Here is a 17,726-nt window from a genome sequence, read left to right on the forward strand (position 1 = left end):
TCATACAGTCAATTACGAGAGTAGTAATGGCACACCACAGTCTTGCGCACGTCAGCGATACTAGAAATAGACTTCGCCTTTGGTAGCAAGAATCCCAATAACGTTAGTCAGCTTATGGCTTTAGCCGTGGGAGTGTCAATAATTGAACTGATACATTATCTAGTAAGAAAAATATAATTAGCCCGTTAAAGAACCCTACAGAACTTATTTATTAACCTGTAAAGTGACAACTACTTTTTCAAAACCACAGAAATTCAACATTTTCGTTATGCCGTACGTATAGTAAAAGGCATCGACATCATTCATGTCCCGTACAAAAAAGCGAAGTCTTCAACTAAACTTCGCTTTTCAATGTATTATGAATTACAGGAATTATTGCTAAATGCCAAAAGTTTATTTCTCCAAACATAAATCTTTTTTATTGCAGCTAACTTTGCAAAAGAATTTGATCAAATATAATTAATTATTGATTAACCGCTTTAGCCACAAGGACTGTGTATGCTTCTGCACCTACATTGGTTAAATGCACACCATCAGGTGCAAAGTAGTCCCTCTTTCCAGCACTTGCTGCATACCAATCAACTAGAGTTACATTAGGATATTTAGTTACTGTTACTTTCAGTCTCTCGTTCACAATTGATTCCCACGGACGTGGCACTCTCGTATTAATAAATATTATTTTACGTTCGTTTCCAATTAATTTTATTAATGAAACAAGTTGCTCAGTAGTAAAGGCTCCATTTGTACCTAATCCGATAATGACATAGTTTCCTAAATTCCCTTCATTTTTTAACTGTTCAACTACTGGAATCGCTTTTGACAGCTGACGGCCAATTTGCGCATCAATCCTAATATCAGGAAAAGTATTTTTTAAATATGGAGTAATATCAATCATAACGGAATCGCCTATCGCAGTAACTGTGAGTGGATTTTTAGGGTGTGCAGAATTTACTTCTTTTGATTCCCCTTGATTTAGAGGCGTTTCTTGATTTGGTTTTTCCCAAACAGCAACTGGATGTGGCGCCGGTTGTGTTTGTACTGCTTCCACCTTATCTTGTTGATAATTCTCCTTAGCCTTACTAGCATTTGATAACCCTAAAACTGCTATTGACGAAAAGAATAATGAACAAACTAAAGCTAACTTAACACCTAAAGTGACATTTTGAAGTCTTAAGTTCTTAAACTGAATGTTCCGGAGCGCACCTTGTCGGATTGGTTTTTCGATAAACTTCCATGAAATTTGCGCAATCAATATTATTAAAAGAAATTGAAGGATTGCTCTTATTATTGAAAAATCCCCTGCATTTACTTTTGGAGTCGTTAATGTGAGAATTGGATAATGCCAGAGGTATATGCCATACGATCTTACCCCTATCCAACGTAAAGGTCTAAATCGTAAAAATTGAGCAATACGACTAGCTGGATGAGCTAGATTTGCCACTAACAATGCTGTTGCAATTGATAAAAGAACCATTCCTCCCTTGTATAGAAATGGATCATATTGATTGGTCTTCCAAAACATAACCAAAATAATAATAAGAGCAATGCCCCCTACTACATCAAGGATGAAACGCGCCTTCGGGATAATTTTATTAGCAAGCCTATTGCTTGGCCAGACTAAAGCAAGTACCGCTCCAATAAGTAAGGAAAAGGCCCTCGTATCTGTACCATAATATATTCTGCTCGGATCAACTCCAGGTTCATACAAAATTGCCATTGCTAAAGCTGAAGCAAATACTCCTAGACAAATCAATAAAATCATACGGGATTGTTTTTTTATGTAGTAAAGTCCTAAACTAATAATAAACGGCCAGACAACATAGAATTGTTCCTCAACTGCTAACGACCAAAAATGATTTAATGGAGAAATCTGGTTGAAATTATCAAAGTACGATAATTTATGATAAATATACCACCAGTTACTAACATAAAATAATGCCGCTAATGAATCTCCACGCATTTTTTCAAGTAAAGAGCTATGAAAAATCGTAATCCATGCCAATGTTATAACGAGCATAACAAGCATTGCTGGAAGCAATCTTCTTGCCCTACTAAGCCAGAATTTTTTCAAATCAATTCTCTTATTTCTCTTCCACTCCATGGCTAGAATATCTGTAATTAAATAACCTGAAAGTACGAAAAATACTGTAACTCCTAAAAATCCTCCAGGCATCCAATTAAAATTAATATGATACAAAATAACACCTAGTATAGCTAGACCTCTTAGACTGTCCAACCCTACCATATAACGACTATTTTTTTTAAAAGGTTTAGTCATCCTACATTCACCTCTATTTCTTGAAAACTAGGTTAATAATAACGTCATAAAATGCTATTAATTTCCTAAAATCGTATAAGCTAAACCACTACAAACATCATTTTGTAAAGCTTTTTTTGATATTTACATGCACAGCAATACATACTTTATCACGTTATCTAGCTCTGTTGTGAAAATTTTTATAGTAGGTGTTTTTACTCTTCCTAAAAAAGAGGAATTTGCCCAATCAAAAATTTATATACCGTGTGCCTTAAAGTAAAATTTTGATACATTTTTACAGACATATCAAGGCCTGTGACATTTTGAATATAATCGATAATGCATATGTAAAGGATTTTGCATATAAAAACATTATAAAAAAGGGATATGTATAATTACATATTTCTCTTACTGATAAAGCGCCTCCATTTAAAAAATTCCTCTTTAATATTTTTACTCTCTTTGTTAGCTGGATAGCGTAATGGTATAGCAAACAAACCATTATCGTATCGGAAATATTTGCTTTAAATCAATTATGTTTTTGTTATGGATATCAAAACTAAGACGTTACTAATCTAAACCTACGAAAATGGGAGTACTCTTCTTGTTGTACACACCATAATCGGGAGATTTCCGCAAGTATCAATTGGAAGAATGAAACGATAAGGCTTCTAACCACAATAACTATGGTGATAACCTACTAATAAGTGAGAATTCGATTGAGCCCCTTACTTATTAATTTTCCTCGTCTATACGAGATAACAGTGGGAGTAGTTCCATAAGGGGATAATCTTCATAAAGTAAAATTACAGCGAAGACTTTGAGGATTTCTGGATGTAATAACCAGCTCGATAAATCGAGCTGGTTATTTTTTGAGGAATTCATCATTTTTTGATTTTTGGGCCGCGTTAGCTTATATAATAGTACTAAAATTCAAAAGAACGTGTGTAAAAGGTGACAAACAAAAGATATATTGTTAATAGCAATAATATTAATACACAGGTAAAATACACGATAGAAATACGCTTTCTATTCTCTTTCCAATTACGTATACTGGAAATTATAAAGCTTACTATCACCATGCAACAAATCCCTACCAAAAACACCAATACATACTCGTGAATAATAACACCACAAATTAAAAATATAACTGCTAATATTGCTGATAGTGAATGAACTACACGCAAAAATAACCTCTCCTTATCTCTTTGGAAACCTATTAATGTACGATTATTTTATTTAGCAAACAGATGGTTTCCAATTTGTGCAACGGTTTGACGTGTTGTAATCCATTGATCAGTCGAGGTTTTGGGATTGTAGAAATAAAGCCAATCAGAATTTGTTCCTTTTGAAGTGAGAGCCTCTTCTACTGCCATTCTTGCTTCCTGTGTAGCAGGCTGATTAATTCTACCGTCTGTAACAGGAGTAAATGCATAACCATTTTTAATGGGTTCATAAATTACACCTGTAATTGTATTTGGAAAACCATTTGCGTTAGCACGATTTAATACTACCTTTGCAACCGCAACCTTTCCTGCATGCGGTTCTCCTCCTGCTTCTGCATTTACTAACCTGGCCATTAAGTCCACTTCTTGTAATGAAATACCAGTATCAATCTTTAAGTGCTGACCGACAAAAATATGGTTTTCATCTACGTTATTGTTTTGTTTTATTGACTGTATTGAAACCTTATATTGTTGTGATATAGAACTTAATGTATCCCCACTTTTTACTTGGTAAATTGCTTGATATGTATTATTTGAAACTGGTGAATTATTTTTTGGAACATATTTGTTTGCAGTTGACGATATCGGAATTGTTAAACGTTCTCCAATATTAATTTGATCATTTGCTTTATTATTTTCTTGTTTAAGTGATTGTACGGACACCTCATATTGTTTACTTATTGCTTCTAGGGTATCATTCTTTTGAACCGTATAAACCGTTGAAGCCGCAGTCCCTACTGGATTTGATACTACTGTAATCATTGCAGCAGATAATGGTAACCAGGTTTTCGCCTTACATAACTTCATTCAAAAAAGCCTCCTAAAAATTATTAAGTACTCTTAATATGTTTAAGTTAAAAACAAATCAAGCTATCTATAGCGTAACAAAACATTGAATTCAAGTCATTGAATTTGTATTTCTATATAATAATTGGATTGCTTATAATATTGAGATTGAATTATTATAGTTATGTTTCAAAAGAATTAGATAATCAATTCTTAAAATAAATATGATGAAAGTAGTGGCTTATTTCAATTGCCTAATAGTTTCTTTCCTAAGAACTGTTTCTATATGCTATACTGACTCCTAATTACTTGTAAAAGGAATGATAAAAATGAAGGTTTTGTTATCTATTATTTTGTTTAGTTCTCCTTCAATTAAGTGTCTTTCTTTACATTATGTTTACCATTAATCATTATATTAAGTATAATAAATACAATCATATAAATAATGCCATGGAGGTTTACAACATGAAAAACATAATAGAACGCTTCAACAATCCATATATTAAATATCCATTAGCTGTGATTTCAGCTATAGCTATAATAAAAACAGGTTATGATTTAGGTTCCTTTATTACAAAGTTAAAATATTTTTAAATCATAAAAAGGCAATTGACTTTTTTTACAAAAGATCAATTGCCTTAAATGATATAGAAAAAGCACTGCTAAAATCTTAAGCAATACTTTCCCATTAACCGTATATGATAATGAACGTCTAATTTTTCTACTCATGAGTTTTATATACTCACATATATTTATTTTAGATTTAAGATACGTTCTATTTCCTTCACACTCAACTTACTTGCTTTTGCAATAGTTTCAAGTGGTACACCAATTTCATGCATTCCTCGGATCATCTGCATCTTACCTTGCTCAATACCTTTTTCCATGCCCTCTTGTTCTGCATGTGCTAGCTTGGCTTGTTCATCTAAAAGCAATTTCTCTCGAGCTTCGTACGCTGTTCTAAAAGAAGAATCATGGCTCATATTTTCCCATTTATTTATTGCCTTTTGTAAAATTGGATCTTGATTCATCGCAATCTCCTCCAATGTTTGAGTTAAATGTTCATCTTCATGCGCTGGTAATAATAACATCCAACGAACAAATGTATTTTCCCACGGGTTTACTTTTTCTTCACGCCATTGTTTTACCAATTTCGGTATCTCTACAAAATGTATTTCAATGTCGTCACTTAGGAGTTGCTGCATTTTAGTATTCCATAATTGCCCGATGGTATGAAATGCATCATCCTGAGAAAATAAAATAAAATCTAGTAAGTTAATGGTAATAGTTTTCCGAAGTGAACGATATGGCATTCCTTCTTGCATTTGGGATGTATAAAGTTTACTCCAGTAATATAATGATCTCTTTACCATATCATGTGTATTTCGAAGCTGAATTTCAATATTCACTTGCGTTCCATTATCTAGCGTTGCTAATAGGTCTAAAATCGATAACTTATCATCTTCATAAGATTTATGGAGATGTGGATCATCTAATTGTAGCGAAGTAATAGGTGCATCTAAAGATTCCTCTAAAATTGCATTTAGGAAACCAGTTAAAATTTCCTCATTTCCTTTTGTTCCAAATAACTGTTTAAAAGCAAAATCAATGCGTAAATTCACTAATTTAGTGGACATGGATTTCCTCTCCCTGTCTATATCATGTCTTATTACTATTGTACATAAAAAAAGGTAGCACATGCAAACAGACTCTTATGTTATCAGGGTTTCTAAACTTATAAAAACTTGTGATTCCAATAAAAAGCGATTGCAAATAACTTCGTTTTGTGCCAAAATCTTTATTATTCGTCTATTCCTTGATCACATTATTATCAAACTAAAACCTACTTTGCTAATTCAAAATAAGTATATTTAACCAACATATCTCTTAACCTGTTTGTCCAATAATTGTTTAATTCGTTTATATGATCTAGATTTCCCTCTTATAATTCCTCTAAATTATTATCTCTAGAAGTCTCTCGCATCCCACACTCAAAACATTACGATTATATATTTGCATTAACTTCAATATTTTCGACTACCTCTCTCCAAGAATCCATGTCGTTGAATTCTTCATCTAATGGTTCATCTTTGTTAAGATTTTCGTATGCATTTATACAACATTGTATATAGTGATCTAATCTTGAACTCGGTGGCAAATGTAAAGATAAAAAGTTATTTAATCTTGCCACCAAAAATACAATAGCCATCTGTCTATGTAAATGACAGATGGCTATTAAATTCGTTTAAAAATCTAGTCGTGTCATAGAGAATGGGTTTTTGGATGAATAATAAAGTTGCTTAATTTGTGAGCCAAATAATGAAAATGAACACTCATAATAAACATACTAATAAAGGGTTTGCTTTTAAACCCCATACACTAGATTATTTAACTTTTATTTAAAAATATAAGAGCCTCGTTACAAATCATATTGTAGTAAGGCTCTTTAAAGTTGTTTAATTCACAACATAGTCATTTAAAAAATAATAAAGTTATTTAAAAATCTTTCTAACAAGCGGTCAAAAGGTATTTTCAACTTAGTACAGAACTATATCATAGTAGGTTGACATAAAATAGGTTGGATAAAATGGATATGAATAGGGAGAAAAATTCCAATGAATTGCTTAGTTGCAAAGGGTAGTATTTATTATGAAATCATAGGGAATGGCTTTCCAATATTAATAATGCATTCAATGGGTACAGACCATAAATCTATGAAAGCTTGGATAGAGCCAATTTTTGATAAGATTCAGGGTTTTCAGAGGATATATATAGATTTACCTGCTCACGGTCGAAGTTTAATTGACGAAAATTTCAACTCTTCAGATGATATACTTTTAAATATTCTGAACTTTGTTGATGTGACAATTCCTAACCAAGCATTTTCTATTATTGGTTTTTCATATGGAGGATATTTGGCACAAGGTGTTTTACACCATAGACATAAAAATGTAAAGAGTATTTGTTTGCTGGCTACTTCACTTCATTTGAAAGATAGGAATCTTCCTAAAAAAATAGTTATTACAAATGATGAAGATTTATTAACAGAATTGGATTCTGATATAAGAATGGCTTTTGAAACATTAATGAATTATCAAAATAAAGAGAACCTTAATTACTTTTTAAACGAAATCCAACCTGGACGATTATTAGCTAAAAAAATTTTTTAATGTCAAATTGGAGAGAGAAAGGGTATTTTCTTTCTGAAGAACCGCTTAATGATGTAGGTATACTTACACAACCTGTACTCATCATTCTAGGGAAACAAGATTCCATCTGTGGTTATAAAGATCACTTTTTTCTTCTAGAAAAATTTTCGAATGCTACGTTTTCCATTTTAGATGGTGCTGGTCATATGCTTCAAATAGAAAAACGTAAAATAGTTCAAGAACTAATCAAAGACTGGCTAATTAGGAGCAATTCGGTTTGCGAATCAAGTGAGTAAATACAATCAATATTTTTTTCAACCAAACTTCCATATCTGTTGCTCTTCAACTAACAGGTGCTTTCGTTCAATAAGGATTAAATAACTTTATTATTAATTTTTGAGTGCAAATGAAATTAAATGTATAGAAATTAAACAACTTTATTATTTTTTAAAGAACTTTATTATAAATAAACAACTTTATTGTCACTTAATAGCCGCGAAAAGCAAACAATCCGTGTTAAATTGAAACAGAGGTAGATTAAGACTTGAATTTCCTGTAAGTGTTTTAAAAAATACAAAACAACTGTTTACGGTATAAAAATAGTGCTATCACCAAGAGGAGTTTTTCACTTCCCCTTAGGATAGCACTACACTACATTAAACAACTTTATTATCTCTTAACATTTATATTTTATCGCAACTTTCTTCAAGCCTTCGCGACTTTATTATAATTATCGCATCATTTTTCAAAACATCGTGACTCTATTGTTGGTTTGGAATAAAGTTTGATCAGAAATATCCCCCAAACCCGTATTTTAAGTTAAACGATAAGAACCCGTTTTGAAAAAAAGATTGATCAAAACGGGTTAAGCTTTTGTGAAATACTATGCAATTTTTATAATAAAGTTTGATCATTTTCTACCGATGATCTTAAACAATCGCGCCCGTTTGCGGTATTTTAAATTGTTACCCCTTTGCCCTTTTTGGCCAAATAAAATTGCTTATGGCAATCAGAAAATCAATACCTAACACAAGTGTCCATACTTTTAGAAATCCAGCCAACACTTCTGTTCGAGAAGAATCGTTAATTAAATAGATTAAGATGGATAAAATTCCGGCACCTATTAGAAAAGCAAGCACATGTTGTCCCCAACTTTTAAAGTAGTATTTCGCGTAATCGATGCCAAATCTTTTAACTGGTTTTGATCCTTGTTTCATCACATAATATTGAAAGCGTATATCAGCCCATTCAATCATACTCCTACCGAATGCGATTGAGATTCCAATATAAACAGCAGCAATTGCATGTACTTGGGTAGCAATTGCACCACGATACAAGTCGACACCCGTAGCAACTAATAAAATTAAATCAATAACAGGTGTTAAAGCTAAGAAAAACAATCCTAATTTATTTTTTTTAAGGATATATCGTGTGAATAGACCTAAAGTGATAACAACCCAAAACCCTATTTCACATGCAACGATTAACCACGCAATTACATTCACCCCAGCACCCCTTTTTACGACGCACGCAATTACTTGTTTCCCCTTAATAGTACAACAAAATGGCCCGTTCGTATAACCTTATATTACTTTTACCATAGGAAACCCCTTCAGATAAAGCATATCCAAAGGGGCAAAACGGTGCAATTTTTTTATAAACAGTTAAACTTTTTTCAAAACGGTTAATCTTTATTTCAAATCCACATCTATTTAAAAGCGACAGTAGTTAGCTCATTAAAAAAAAGCTTTTTACTTCTAGATGCAAAAAGCTATCATCATTAAACATGATGATAGCTCTTATATTAATCCAAACTAATTTCTTCATTATTTTTTTCTGAATCCCCACCAACTAAAACCAGTTGTAGTTGTTTATAAATTTCCTGTGTATCCGGTGTAGTTTTTGCTTGTTTACGTTCACGCTTAACTGTAGAACCATTTTTAACTAGTAATTCTTCTTTAGTTTCTGCGACCATTTCCAGGTGCTCAAGTACCGCTACACGCTCTAATCCTTCCATTTCATCTAAATCTTCTACATCATCTGCATCGTCAATTATTTCTGGCTCTTCTGTTTTTATAAGTTCCTTCTGTTCCTTTTTCAATTCAATTACTGGTTGCTCTTGCACTATCTTCTCTTTTTCAATATTAACTTCAGCAGCTTCAATTACCTCTAAAGGTTTGTTTTTAGCATTTGCTATTTTATTTGCTTTTGCTATAGCAATTTTCACCTTCATCGCTCTTAAAGAAGAGGATATTTGGTTTAGTATTCTTCCTAACCCATAGAAATGAATTGCTTCAACTATAACACCCATTACAATTCCAAAAATCCATGAATTAGAAAAGTATCCAACTAAACCAAATGTTATAACTCCCGGTAAATATAAGCTAGCATAGGCTATTAAATTAGGTATAGCTTTTTCTACTGTTAATTTGAAACTATATTTAATTATTAAATATATAGCACTTAACCCCACTATTAAACCAGCCAGACTTATTAACAAATTTTTAAAAGTTTCACCTATCATTATAATTTCCTCCCTTTATGAAAGAAAATGTTCTAAAGGCAAATTTATTAGAGGGATATAGAATTGTTTCACCACATGTGACACCTTCTCTAATATAATTTCTGCATATTTAAACATGTAATCAGTTAAACTATTGACCTCTTCTAACGCGGTTCCACAACCAGCCTTCTGAAACAAGATTTTTCTTCTCTTTTACCATTTCACTAATACAATGATCCATTTCATATTCATTGAAATTGAACTTTAACACCTGGAAATATTTAAATAACTTCTTGTATACTTGTATAGTAACAAGGTATAGACTCAAAGTCTCAATCCCCTATTTATCTAATAATCCTTGATAAATAGATTCTTCCCCTTCCTTTAAAGTACCAATTCCATACTTTTTCCCACCTATAACGTTACGAATTGCAACAGCTGGTGACTCTTCAAATGAAAAGGTATACGATCCCTTTCTTACTAAATCATGTACCATAATGATTGCTTTACGGCCATTAATTGTAATTGGAAATGTTGTATATTTTCCCTTTTCAGCATAAAACCGAAACCGTGATTCAAATTGATAACTTATTGAGCTTTTTTCTCCAGTACCAAACTTCAAACCAGAAATTCCATTATCAATTACCGCTTCTATACTTTGTACTGTACTATCAAAGCCCCAAATTATTGTGCAAAGTAGTAATGCCCTATATCAGCAACGACATGTACTAAGCAAAAGGCAGACTGATATGTTTTACCTTCTACAAGAACTTCTATCATCCGCGGATGAGTATCAGATATCTCAACTTCTTCTAAAAACTTAGCTATTCGCTCAAATCCATTTAGTTCATTCGTTTTAGTTGTAACATGCATTATTTTTCCTCCTACTACTTAGTATGAAATTTGTTTAATAAGTTAGTGGAAGTGTTACAAGTCCTTTAGAATAACTGCATATTAAAATTCCCTTTCAAATATATACAACTACTTTCATCCTTTCTTTATAAAAATATCTATATGAACGGCATAAACCTAATTGTTTTTAAACACAGAAAACCCTTTCGAGTATATGAATTTTGCAAGCAATGCTGCTTTACAAAGTCATTTCCCCGAAAGGGTTGTAGTATTTATGGATGATAAAAAGAAAAAAGTAATTCTTAGGTACATTATATAAACAATTAGTACGATATTCAATTTGTTTTTCATTTTGATTTAGAATTAATATTTGATTAAAAATGTTTATTGGATCCTTATTTTATATTTTCTTCTACAATAAGCTCATATTCAATTTTCATAAAAAATCTTAATCACTTTATTATTTTAGCTACAGTATAAACAGTTTTATTTATTAAGTCTTCCCATACAAGAAACCCACTACCTACTAATTTTCATTCAAATCTTAATTAGTATCTTGCAACCCTTCTTTTCTCTATTTTCAAATATTTCAAGACTAATTAGAGTTGTACAAAATGGTATGCATAGCGATATTGTAATAAGCAATCAAATTATATCTATTTTTCCTAATATCAAAACACTTTCTATTCCTCCTGTATCTTTCTGAATAGAAAATAAGCAATCATACCTAATTTAAAATTAAATAATTGGTTTTAATGTAAAATATTACTTTTTAAGGGAAGTTTAGCATATCAATTATTTAAGTTCTAATTTTATAAAAGGAGGAGAAAAATAAAAAAGTTATTAGTATTTCATTAGCGTTTATGTTTGTTTGGTACCTACTAGGTATTGACCCTGCCTCAGCCGCTGGTAATATCCAAAGAATCGACAGTACAACTACATTTGAAGAATTAACATACGAAGAGGCAATGGAACGTATAGCAAAACGTAGTGGACGTCCTATTCAAGAAGTAAAGGCAGAAAATCCAAATAACCTGCAAACATTGGGGACTTGTGATTATGGTGAAGCTACTAAACAATTAGATACTGGAAAATTTTATTACCCATATCTATATACAATTGTTGAAAAATGTCGTGATGGAAGTTTCGGGTGGATTGGAAACATAAATCATGCAGGTTTAATTAGAAAAGACCTTTGGGGAACAACTAAGCAATTTGAAGGTGAAGTAAAAGCATGGAATAATGATAAAAAAGGGTTAAACTATCTTGTATCTGGTGATTTTTATAACTATGGAAATACAACAAAAACATATAATTATGGTGTTAATACGCCAAGCGTTTCTTTCGGTTATTCAGTTACTTCAAGATCTGACCATTATCTATATTGGCATAGTGGTCAAGGGTATATGAAGATAGTTCCTTAAGCATAAAAAAGGAGGTACGGTCAACGGACTAGAATATTGTCCGTATAATATCATATATTTAACTAAAAGAAGGTGATTTAATGAAGATATTTATCCGATTATTACTTTTGCTAAGTTTAGTAGTAATAATCGCTGGATGCACTGTTAATAATTCCTCAGATACCATCCTATCTGTAGGTAAAGCGACAAATCCTCACGATTCACAATTCAAAAAAACAAATGATAGTAAAAAAATAAAAATTATTAACGATGTTTTTAAAGAAAAAAAGTGGTCTGCTAATAAAGAATTTGATGTTAGAGAGAAGATACCAGATTTAATCCTTGAAATAAGTAAAAGTAATGAAGGTTTCTCAGCATTAATTGTAACAGTGTACTTTAATGAAAATGGTGCTGATGTAATAAACTTCAAAGGCGAACATACAGTTTTAAATAAAGATGAAGCTGATAGAGTTAAAGAAGCTGCTTCTATATAATTGGCTTAGTAAGTAAAAAGACGTCTTCCTCAGTTGAAGATGTCTTTCTTATGCAACAGTCTCTAGATTTAAATTATTTATGAGAAATACAGAATTTTTTTAAAAACAGGATATTACGAACCTATACATCCGGATAGCAGATGAAGGTGCAGTAAAAATTATTCTTATATCAATTTAATTTAAAAGATAACGGAATAAATTTTGTTTCAAATAAAATCTTTTTTGATTGCTTTAACAAGCTTCTCCCTATAGATATAATTATCTAATGTGAGAAGCTTCGTAACTTTTATTGAAACATTGCATTTTTTTTATAAAAACTGTGATAATATTTTAATTCTTAATTCAACAGAAAATTCAAATTACATTATGTGTTCACCTTATTTTTTTGTTATAATATGGATATATTTTTAAAGGGTTAAGCTATAGCTCCTTATTACTATTGATATGATTTCATAGTATATTACCATCTATTTTAAATATTATATATTTTAAAATATTGATTGAATTGTGCTATAGTCCCTTATTACCTTCTGATATGTATATAGCAAAAAAAGTCAAGATTCCAATTCTTAGCTTTTTCGCTATAATTAGATTGAAATATAGACTAATTGTTTGCTATAGTTCCTTACCACTTCTTGATTTTATATGATATTTTAGCACTGAGGCCCTCTAAAATGACATTATCTAGTGGGCTTCATTCATTTATAGAACTTTTAATTTTATGTACTAAAAAAATATCATGTGTAACTTTTGAGTTAGTGTAAAAATTCCACATTAATTATAAGTTCTATATAAGGAGTCGTTCTTATGGAAGGAAAAACATTGTTAAAATATATTTTTTACTTTTTTTCTTATTTGCTTGTTTATATACCTTCATTTCCAGTTATAGTTATTCTTAGTATGGCTGGTGCCTCTCCTGATGTAGAACATACTATACTAGAATAGGTAATTGCAATTTTTGAAGTAACAGTTACAATTTTAGGTGCTTGGTTTTTTAACTTTATTTTTAAAAACATAATAGGAATTAAGAAGAATACAAAATTCACCTGGGCTATCTGTATTCTTCATTTAATTCTTATTCCTTTGACATGGAGACTTCTTCTTTATTATTAGTTTATCAATCTTTTTTATTAATAAAACTATATTTCAAATCCTGATTATTTAATCGTGTACTTGCATACTAAAAAAATAAATCCTTTTGTTTGTCTTAAACAAATATTCTTCATAACAGCATGCATAATAACCTCCTGGATCTAATTTAATCCAATAAACCTCATCTGGTTCTTGTTTGAATACATTTAATAACTGCTCTATTATAAATTCCTTGGGCGTCAATCCATTTAAATCATATCCGTACGGTATTTTCCCAAACCAAGAAGACTCTCCATTGGGATATTGACAAATTAGGAATTCTTTTTTCCATTCTTTCAAGTGGATGAGTTCTAATATGTCATTACTAGTAGCGTATGTCGCCTTATTGGCAAGTTCAAAAATATTGTCCTTTTTATTTTCTGACATAATACTAAGCTCATAATAATTATTTACGTATTCGTCTGCATTTATATCTGCAAAATCGCTTAAGATTTTATTAATTGTATTCATTTTTTACTCCTTTTAAACGTTACTTTAAAATAAAGCTTGTTCAAAAATCTCTTACCAAATCAGATTCTATGACTTACAAAAAGAATTGATTTTGAAAAAAGATTAATTAAAACCGACTCTTTCCTTAGGATTGCGAGAACAATTTTTATAAAAAAGTTTGTTCATTTTCTGTTTATGTTCCTATACAATTACGCCCGTTTATGTAGTTGGGATTTATTTGATATACGTACTTTTTAAACCTTATATGTAGGCCCAGTACCAGCATTACTTTGTCTCTAATTATAGCAACGCTGGTACTGGGCCATGTGTGAATCATCTTCCATTTTCACTTTTTTTAATCACCTTAAATTCACCTGATTTATCTACGCTAAACAAAACATAACTCTCCTTGCCAAAATCCATACCTGAAGAGCTACCTGGCTGCAGTACTATATTGTAAATGCCTTCCGTTAAAACATTACCTCTGCGAAAATCATTCATAATGCTAAGGATATCTGGTATATTTCCCTTATTTTTTTCTACACTATAATAATAATTAAAGTTCACTACTCCCATATGATAAGAATAGATCTTAGATTCATTCATTTTCAAAGTTTGGATTAATTTTGTCGTATCTAATTGTTGGGTTTGTTTAAACTTTGTAAGCAATTCTTTTTCCTGTTTTTTTATCGATAGTAAAGTTTAAATAGTAATAAAAATTTTGTTTCTCCTTATCAAATGCGTTATTTGATTCACTTAATAAGTTATACTTTTTAATAATTTCATTTGATTGTTTTATAACTTCACTATGTTGTTGGACATAAGCGCCTTTAAATATATCTAAGAAGACATACTTATCATCATCTTCATCTATCTCATAAGAATTTCGGTCAACAGTTACATACGTAGTGGTATAATATGGTTTTTTTATTTCTATATAAGTTTGAATACCTGTTCCTCCAAGTCGGTTATCATATGCAGAAAGTATTTTAAAATCCCCATACTTTTCTTTTAAGTTATCTCCTACTGGTTTATGAATTTGTATTTTTGTAAAAACATCAGTAAATAAATATAGTAATATTCCGCTAAATCCTACTATAAATAGAGTTGCTATTACTTTCTTCACTCTCAGTACACCTGCTTCCTATAACAAATAATACTTTCAACATTGCATATATTATCTAATCACAATTTATATAGATTTATCCTATTTTTTTGTTTTAGAATAGATATTGTTCTGATTTTTGGTTTGGAATACATTTTGATTAAAGCTTTAGGAATTTTATCCGCTGATGCAAAACGGTGCAACTTTTTTATAAACAGTACAACTTAGTTCATAACTCTATACTCTTTCAAACGATACGACTTTCATTTAAAATATAACATTAATAACTAACGTACCCATCTATCGTTAAAGAGTTAGATGGGTATGTTAGTTATTAAAAAATTATTACATATTATTTTTGATAAACAATTATTTTATTAGTTCATTGATGTTATTACTGTTTTGAATTTTCTCTGACGTTAGCCAGAGTGAATAACTTGTTCTATCTTTGTTGGATACAAATATATCAAATTTCTCGTTATGTAGTTCTTCTTTAAAAATCGTGACCACCTTTGTCAGATCCTCCATTACATTGGGATCATTTTTATACTCCATAGAACTGTCATTAAAAACTATCGTAGCTTCATATTTTGGACATTTCCCTTCCTTCGGATGTGCACAAGTAATATCTTTAATTACAAAGCGGTCATTTTGAATTTCTTTTAATCTTTCAAAGACTTTTGTTTGTGTTTCAATCATATATGTCCAATAACTGCTTACTGTATCTTTCATTGTTAGTAGAAGTTCTCCTTTCTTTATATCCTTTTGCACATTTTCGAAAGGAAGACCAATCGATTTACCATTATGATCCTCAATCTCAAGTTCTGTTATCTTTCTATTACTCTTTTGAATAAGTTGGAATAATGAATATAAACGATCTAATTCTATTGTTTCAAATTGACTATAATCGATTTCCTTACTCGTTTTTAAGGTTAATAACAACTCATCTGTTGGTTTTCCTGCTGTATTGTTATAATCTACTATATATTGAAGAACATTTTTATTTTCAGATTCCTCGTAGCCTAACTTTTTCATTTCTTCAAGAATGGGTTTGAATTTCTTATATTCCTCGTATGTGTTTTTCCCATATTCGTATTCATCACCTTGTATTGTGGAATAGAAGATGCCATTTACCTCTACTCGAAATTGAATATTTTTATTATCTTTTGCTTGAACAGTATGGTATGTATGTCCCATATTTCCTTCATTTATCCCGCCCCAATTTGTTACAACAACATCGAACCCGTGTTTTTCTTTTATATATTTTTTTACCTGATCTTCATTTTCATAATTGCATCCACTCAAACATAAGAAACATAACACGAACAACCATATATATTTCATTCTTTTCATATTATCTCTTATACTCCTTCCTTGTTTAAGAAACGTTCACAGGTAGTATACTGTATAATATATTAATAGGTAAAACTACTTTTTGAAAATTGCGATTCCAGAGTAAGCTATTTTAATCATTCAACTGTTTCGCATGTCACTGTAAGCCGAATAAATGCATGTAAGATCATAATCACACAATAACTTTAAAACTATATATATATAATATTGACAATATAAATACTTTTAATATATTGTTGGTACCATGCCGCCATCCATTCGAATCGGAGAGCCTCTAAAAGCTGTAGCATCAGGGCTACACATAAAGCTAACAAGACGAGCAATCTCTTCTGGTCGAATAAAACGCTGTAGTTGTGATTGAGGTAAATTTTGTTGCATGAAAATTTTCTCTTTTTCTATAAAAGGAAGTTCTTTTTTTATCATAGTATCAATAATATCAATAACTTTTTCTGTTAGTGTAGGTCCTGGCATAACCGTATTTACAGTCACATCTAAACCAGCAGTTTCCATAGAAAAGTTTTTTACTATTGCAAGTAACATCGTTTTACTTATACTATATTGTGGCATCATTCCTGATGGCATTACTGCTTCTTCACTCGCAACAAAAACTATTCTACCGAAATTTTGTTTCTGCATAGATGGTAGGTAATGTTGCGCTAAATAATGCCCTACCAAAGCATTGGTCTCAATGTATTTTAAAAGAATATCATTCGTAACATCTGACATTTTCATCATTTCATAAATACCTAAATTATTTATTAATAAATCTACTCTAGAGAATTTCCCTAATAAATTCTGCCTTTGTGCAGCATTGAGTAAGTCTCCTGCTGCATTTTGTGGTTTTGTATCTGGATATTTTCGTTGAATTTCCATAACTACCGATTCAACTTCGTCATAATCTTTACCATTAATTAATACGTTAACACCCGCATTAGCTAACTCCTTTGCAATTGCTTTCCCAATTCCTTTACTGGATCCAGTTATTAATGCTGTTTTTCCTATTAAATTTAATTCCAT

17 protein-coding genes and 1 pseudogene are annotated in these 17,726 nt (G+C 30.8%); 5 read left to right on the top strand and 13 right to left on the bottom strand.

Annotated features, from left to right (window positions below):
• Window positions 1-463: 463 nt before the first annotated feature.
• Window positions 464-2,278, bottom strand: a complete 1,815-nt coding sequence (locus tag AAG068_RS28615) for an acyltransferase family protein (protein ID WP_342719927.1) — start codon at window positions 2,276-2,278, stop codon at window positions 464-466.
• Between the two features lie 1,214 nt (window positions 2,279-3,492).
• Window positions 3,493-4,290 carry a cell wall hydrolase gene (locus AAG068_RS28625; protein WP_342719928.1) on the bottom strand — a complete coding sequence of 266 codons (798 nt, stop codon included), beginning with the start codon at window positions 4,288-4,290 and terminating at the stop codon, window positions 3,493-3,495.
• 444 nt (window positions 4,291-4,734) lie between these two features.
• Between AAG068_RS28625 and AAG068_RS28630 the strand changes: the two genes are divergently transcribed.
• Window positions 4,735-4,863, top strand: coding sequence for a hypothetical protein (locus tag AAG068_RS28630; RefSeq protein WP_342719929.1), 129 nt, complete (start codon window positions 4,735-4,737; stop codon window positions 4,861-4,863).
• A 158-nt stretch (window positions 4,864-5,021) separates the two neighbouring features.
• Here AAG068_RS28630 and AAG068_RS28635 read toward each other — a convergent pair whose 3' ends face one another.
• Window positions 5,022-5,906 (bottom strand): Rpn family recombination-promoting nuclease/putative transposase, encoded by an 885-nt coding sequence (locus tag AAG068_RS28635; RefSeq protein ID WP_000104999.1) that lies wholly within the window; start codon window positions 5,904-5,906, stop codon window positions 5,022-5,024.
• A 978-nt stretch (window positions 5,907-6,884) separates the two neighbouring features.
• Here AAG068_RS28635 and AAG068_RS28640 point away from each other — a divergent pair.
• Window positions 6,885-7,714 (top strand): annotated as a pseudogene (locus tag AAG068_RS28640) (alpha/beta fold hydrolase).
• A gap of 669 nt (window positions 7,715-8,383) precedes the next feature.
• Here the strand turns inward: AAG068_RS28640 and AAG068_RS28645 are convergent.
• The 5 genes from AAG068_RS28645 to AAG068_RS28665 all read right to left on the bottom strand — a co-directional run bounded on the left by AAG068_RS28645 (window position 8,384) and on the right by AAG068_RS28665 (window position 10,794).
• Entirely contained in the window at window positions 8,384-8,923 is a 540-nt protein-coding gene (locus AAG068_RS28645) for a hypothetical protein (protein ID WP_342719930.1), read from the bottom strand.
• 299 nt (window positions 8,924-9,222) lie between these two features.
• A complete protein-coding gene (locus tag AAG068_RS28650) occupies window positions 9,223-9,942 on the bottom strand; it encodes a hypothetical protein (protein WP_342719931.1) in 720 nt (239 codons plus the stop codon).
• A gap of 130 nt (window positions 9,943-10,072) precedes the next feature.
• Window positions 10,073-10,249 (bottom strand): hypothetical protein, encoded by a 177-nt coding sequence (locus AAG068_RS28655; protein ID WP_342719932.1) that lies wholly within the window; start codon window positions 10,247-10,249, stop codon window positions 10,073-10,075.
• Window positions 10,250-10,261: 12 nt separating this feature from the next.
• The gene (locus AAG068_RS28660; protein ID WP_342719933.1) at window positions 10,262-10,543 is read right to left on the bottom strand and encodes a hypothetical protein; all 282 of its coding nucleotides are present in this window, start codon (window positions 10,541-10,543) and stop codon (window positions 10,262-10,264) included.
• Window positions 10,544-10,605: 62 nt separating this feature from the next.
• A complete protein-coding gene (locus tag AAG068_RS28665; RefSeq protein WP_342719934.1) occupies window positions 10,606-10,794 on the bottom strand; it encodes a hypothetical protein in 189 nt (62 codons plus the stop codon).
• 842 nt (window positions 10,795-11,636) lie between these two features.
• Here AAG068_RS28665 and AAG068_RS28670 point away from each other — a divergent pair.
• From AAG068_RS28670 to AAG068_RS28680, 3 genes are all read left to right on the top strand, one after another.
• Window positions 11,637-12,197, top strand: coding sequence for a hypothetical protein (locus tag AAG068_RS28670; RefSeq protein ID WP_342719935.1), 561 nt, complete (start codon window positions 11,637-11,639; stop codon window positions 12,195-12,197).
• A gap of 80 nt (window positions 12,198-12,277) precedes the next feature.
• On the top strand, window positions 12,278-12,670 hold the full coding sequence (locus AAG068_RS28675; RefSeq protein ID WP_342719936.1) for a hypothetical protein: 393 nt from the start codon (window positions 12,278-12,280) through the stop codon (window positions 12,668-12,670).
• Window positions 12,671-13,477: 807 nt separating this feature from the next.
• On the top strand, window positions 13,478-13,615 hold the full coding sequence (locus AAG068_RS28680) for a hypothetical protein (RefSeq protein ID WP_342719937.1): 138 nt from the start codon (window positions 13,478-13,480) through the stop codon (window positions 13,613-13,615).
• A gap of 216 nt (window positions 13,616-13,831) precedes the next feature.
• Here the strand turns inward: AAG068_RS28680 and AAG068_RS28685 are convergent, their stop codons facing one another.
• The 5 genes from AAG068_RS28685 to AAG068_RS28705 form a co-directional block, all read right to left on the bottom strand.
• Window positions 13,832-14,272 carry a hypothetical protein gene (locus AAG068_RS28685; RefSeq protein WP_342719938.1) on the bottom strand — a complete coding sequence of 147 codons (441 nt, stop codon included), beginning with the start codon at window positions 14,270-14,272 and terminating at the stop codon, window positions 13,832-13,834.
• 312 nt (window positions 14,273-14,584) lie between these two features.
• Window positions 14,585-14,857 (bottom strand): hypothetical protein, encoded by a 273-nt coding sequence (locus AAG068_RS28690; protein ID WP_342719939.1) that lies wholly within the window; start codon window positions 14,855-14,857, stop codon window positions 14,585-14,587.
• Between the two features lie 46 nt (window positions 14,858-14,903).
• The gene (locus tag AAG068_RS28695; protein ID WP_342719940.1) at window positions 14,904-15,377 is read right to left on the bottom strand and encodes a hypothetical protein; all 474 of its coding nucleotides are present in this window, start codon (window positions 15,375-15,377) and stop codon (window positions 14,904-14,906) included.
• Window positions 15,378-15,725: 348 nt separating this feature from the next.
• Window positions 15,726-16,709 carry a hypothetical protein gene (locus tag AAG068_RS28700; RefSeq protein WP_342719941.1) on the bottom strand — a complete coding sequence of 328 codons (984 nt, stop codon included), beginning with the start codon at window positions 16,707-16,709 and terminating at the stop codon, window positions 15,726-15,728.
• 225 nt (window positions 16,710-16,934) lie between these two features.
• Window positions 16,935-17,726 carry an SDR family NAD(P)-dependent oxidoreductase gene (locus tag AAG068_RS28705; protein WP_342719942.1) on the bottom strand — a complete coding sequence of 264 codons (792 nt, stop codon included), beginning with the start codon at window positions 17,724-17,726 and terminating at the stop codon, window positions 16,935-16,937.

Origin of the sequence: Bacillus paramycoides (genome assembly GCF_038971285.1) — a bacterium.
Classification (GTDB): Bacteria; Bacillota; Bacilli; order Bacillales; family Bacillaceae_G; genus Bacillus_A.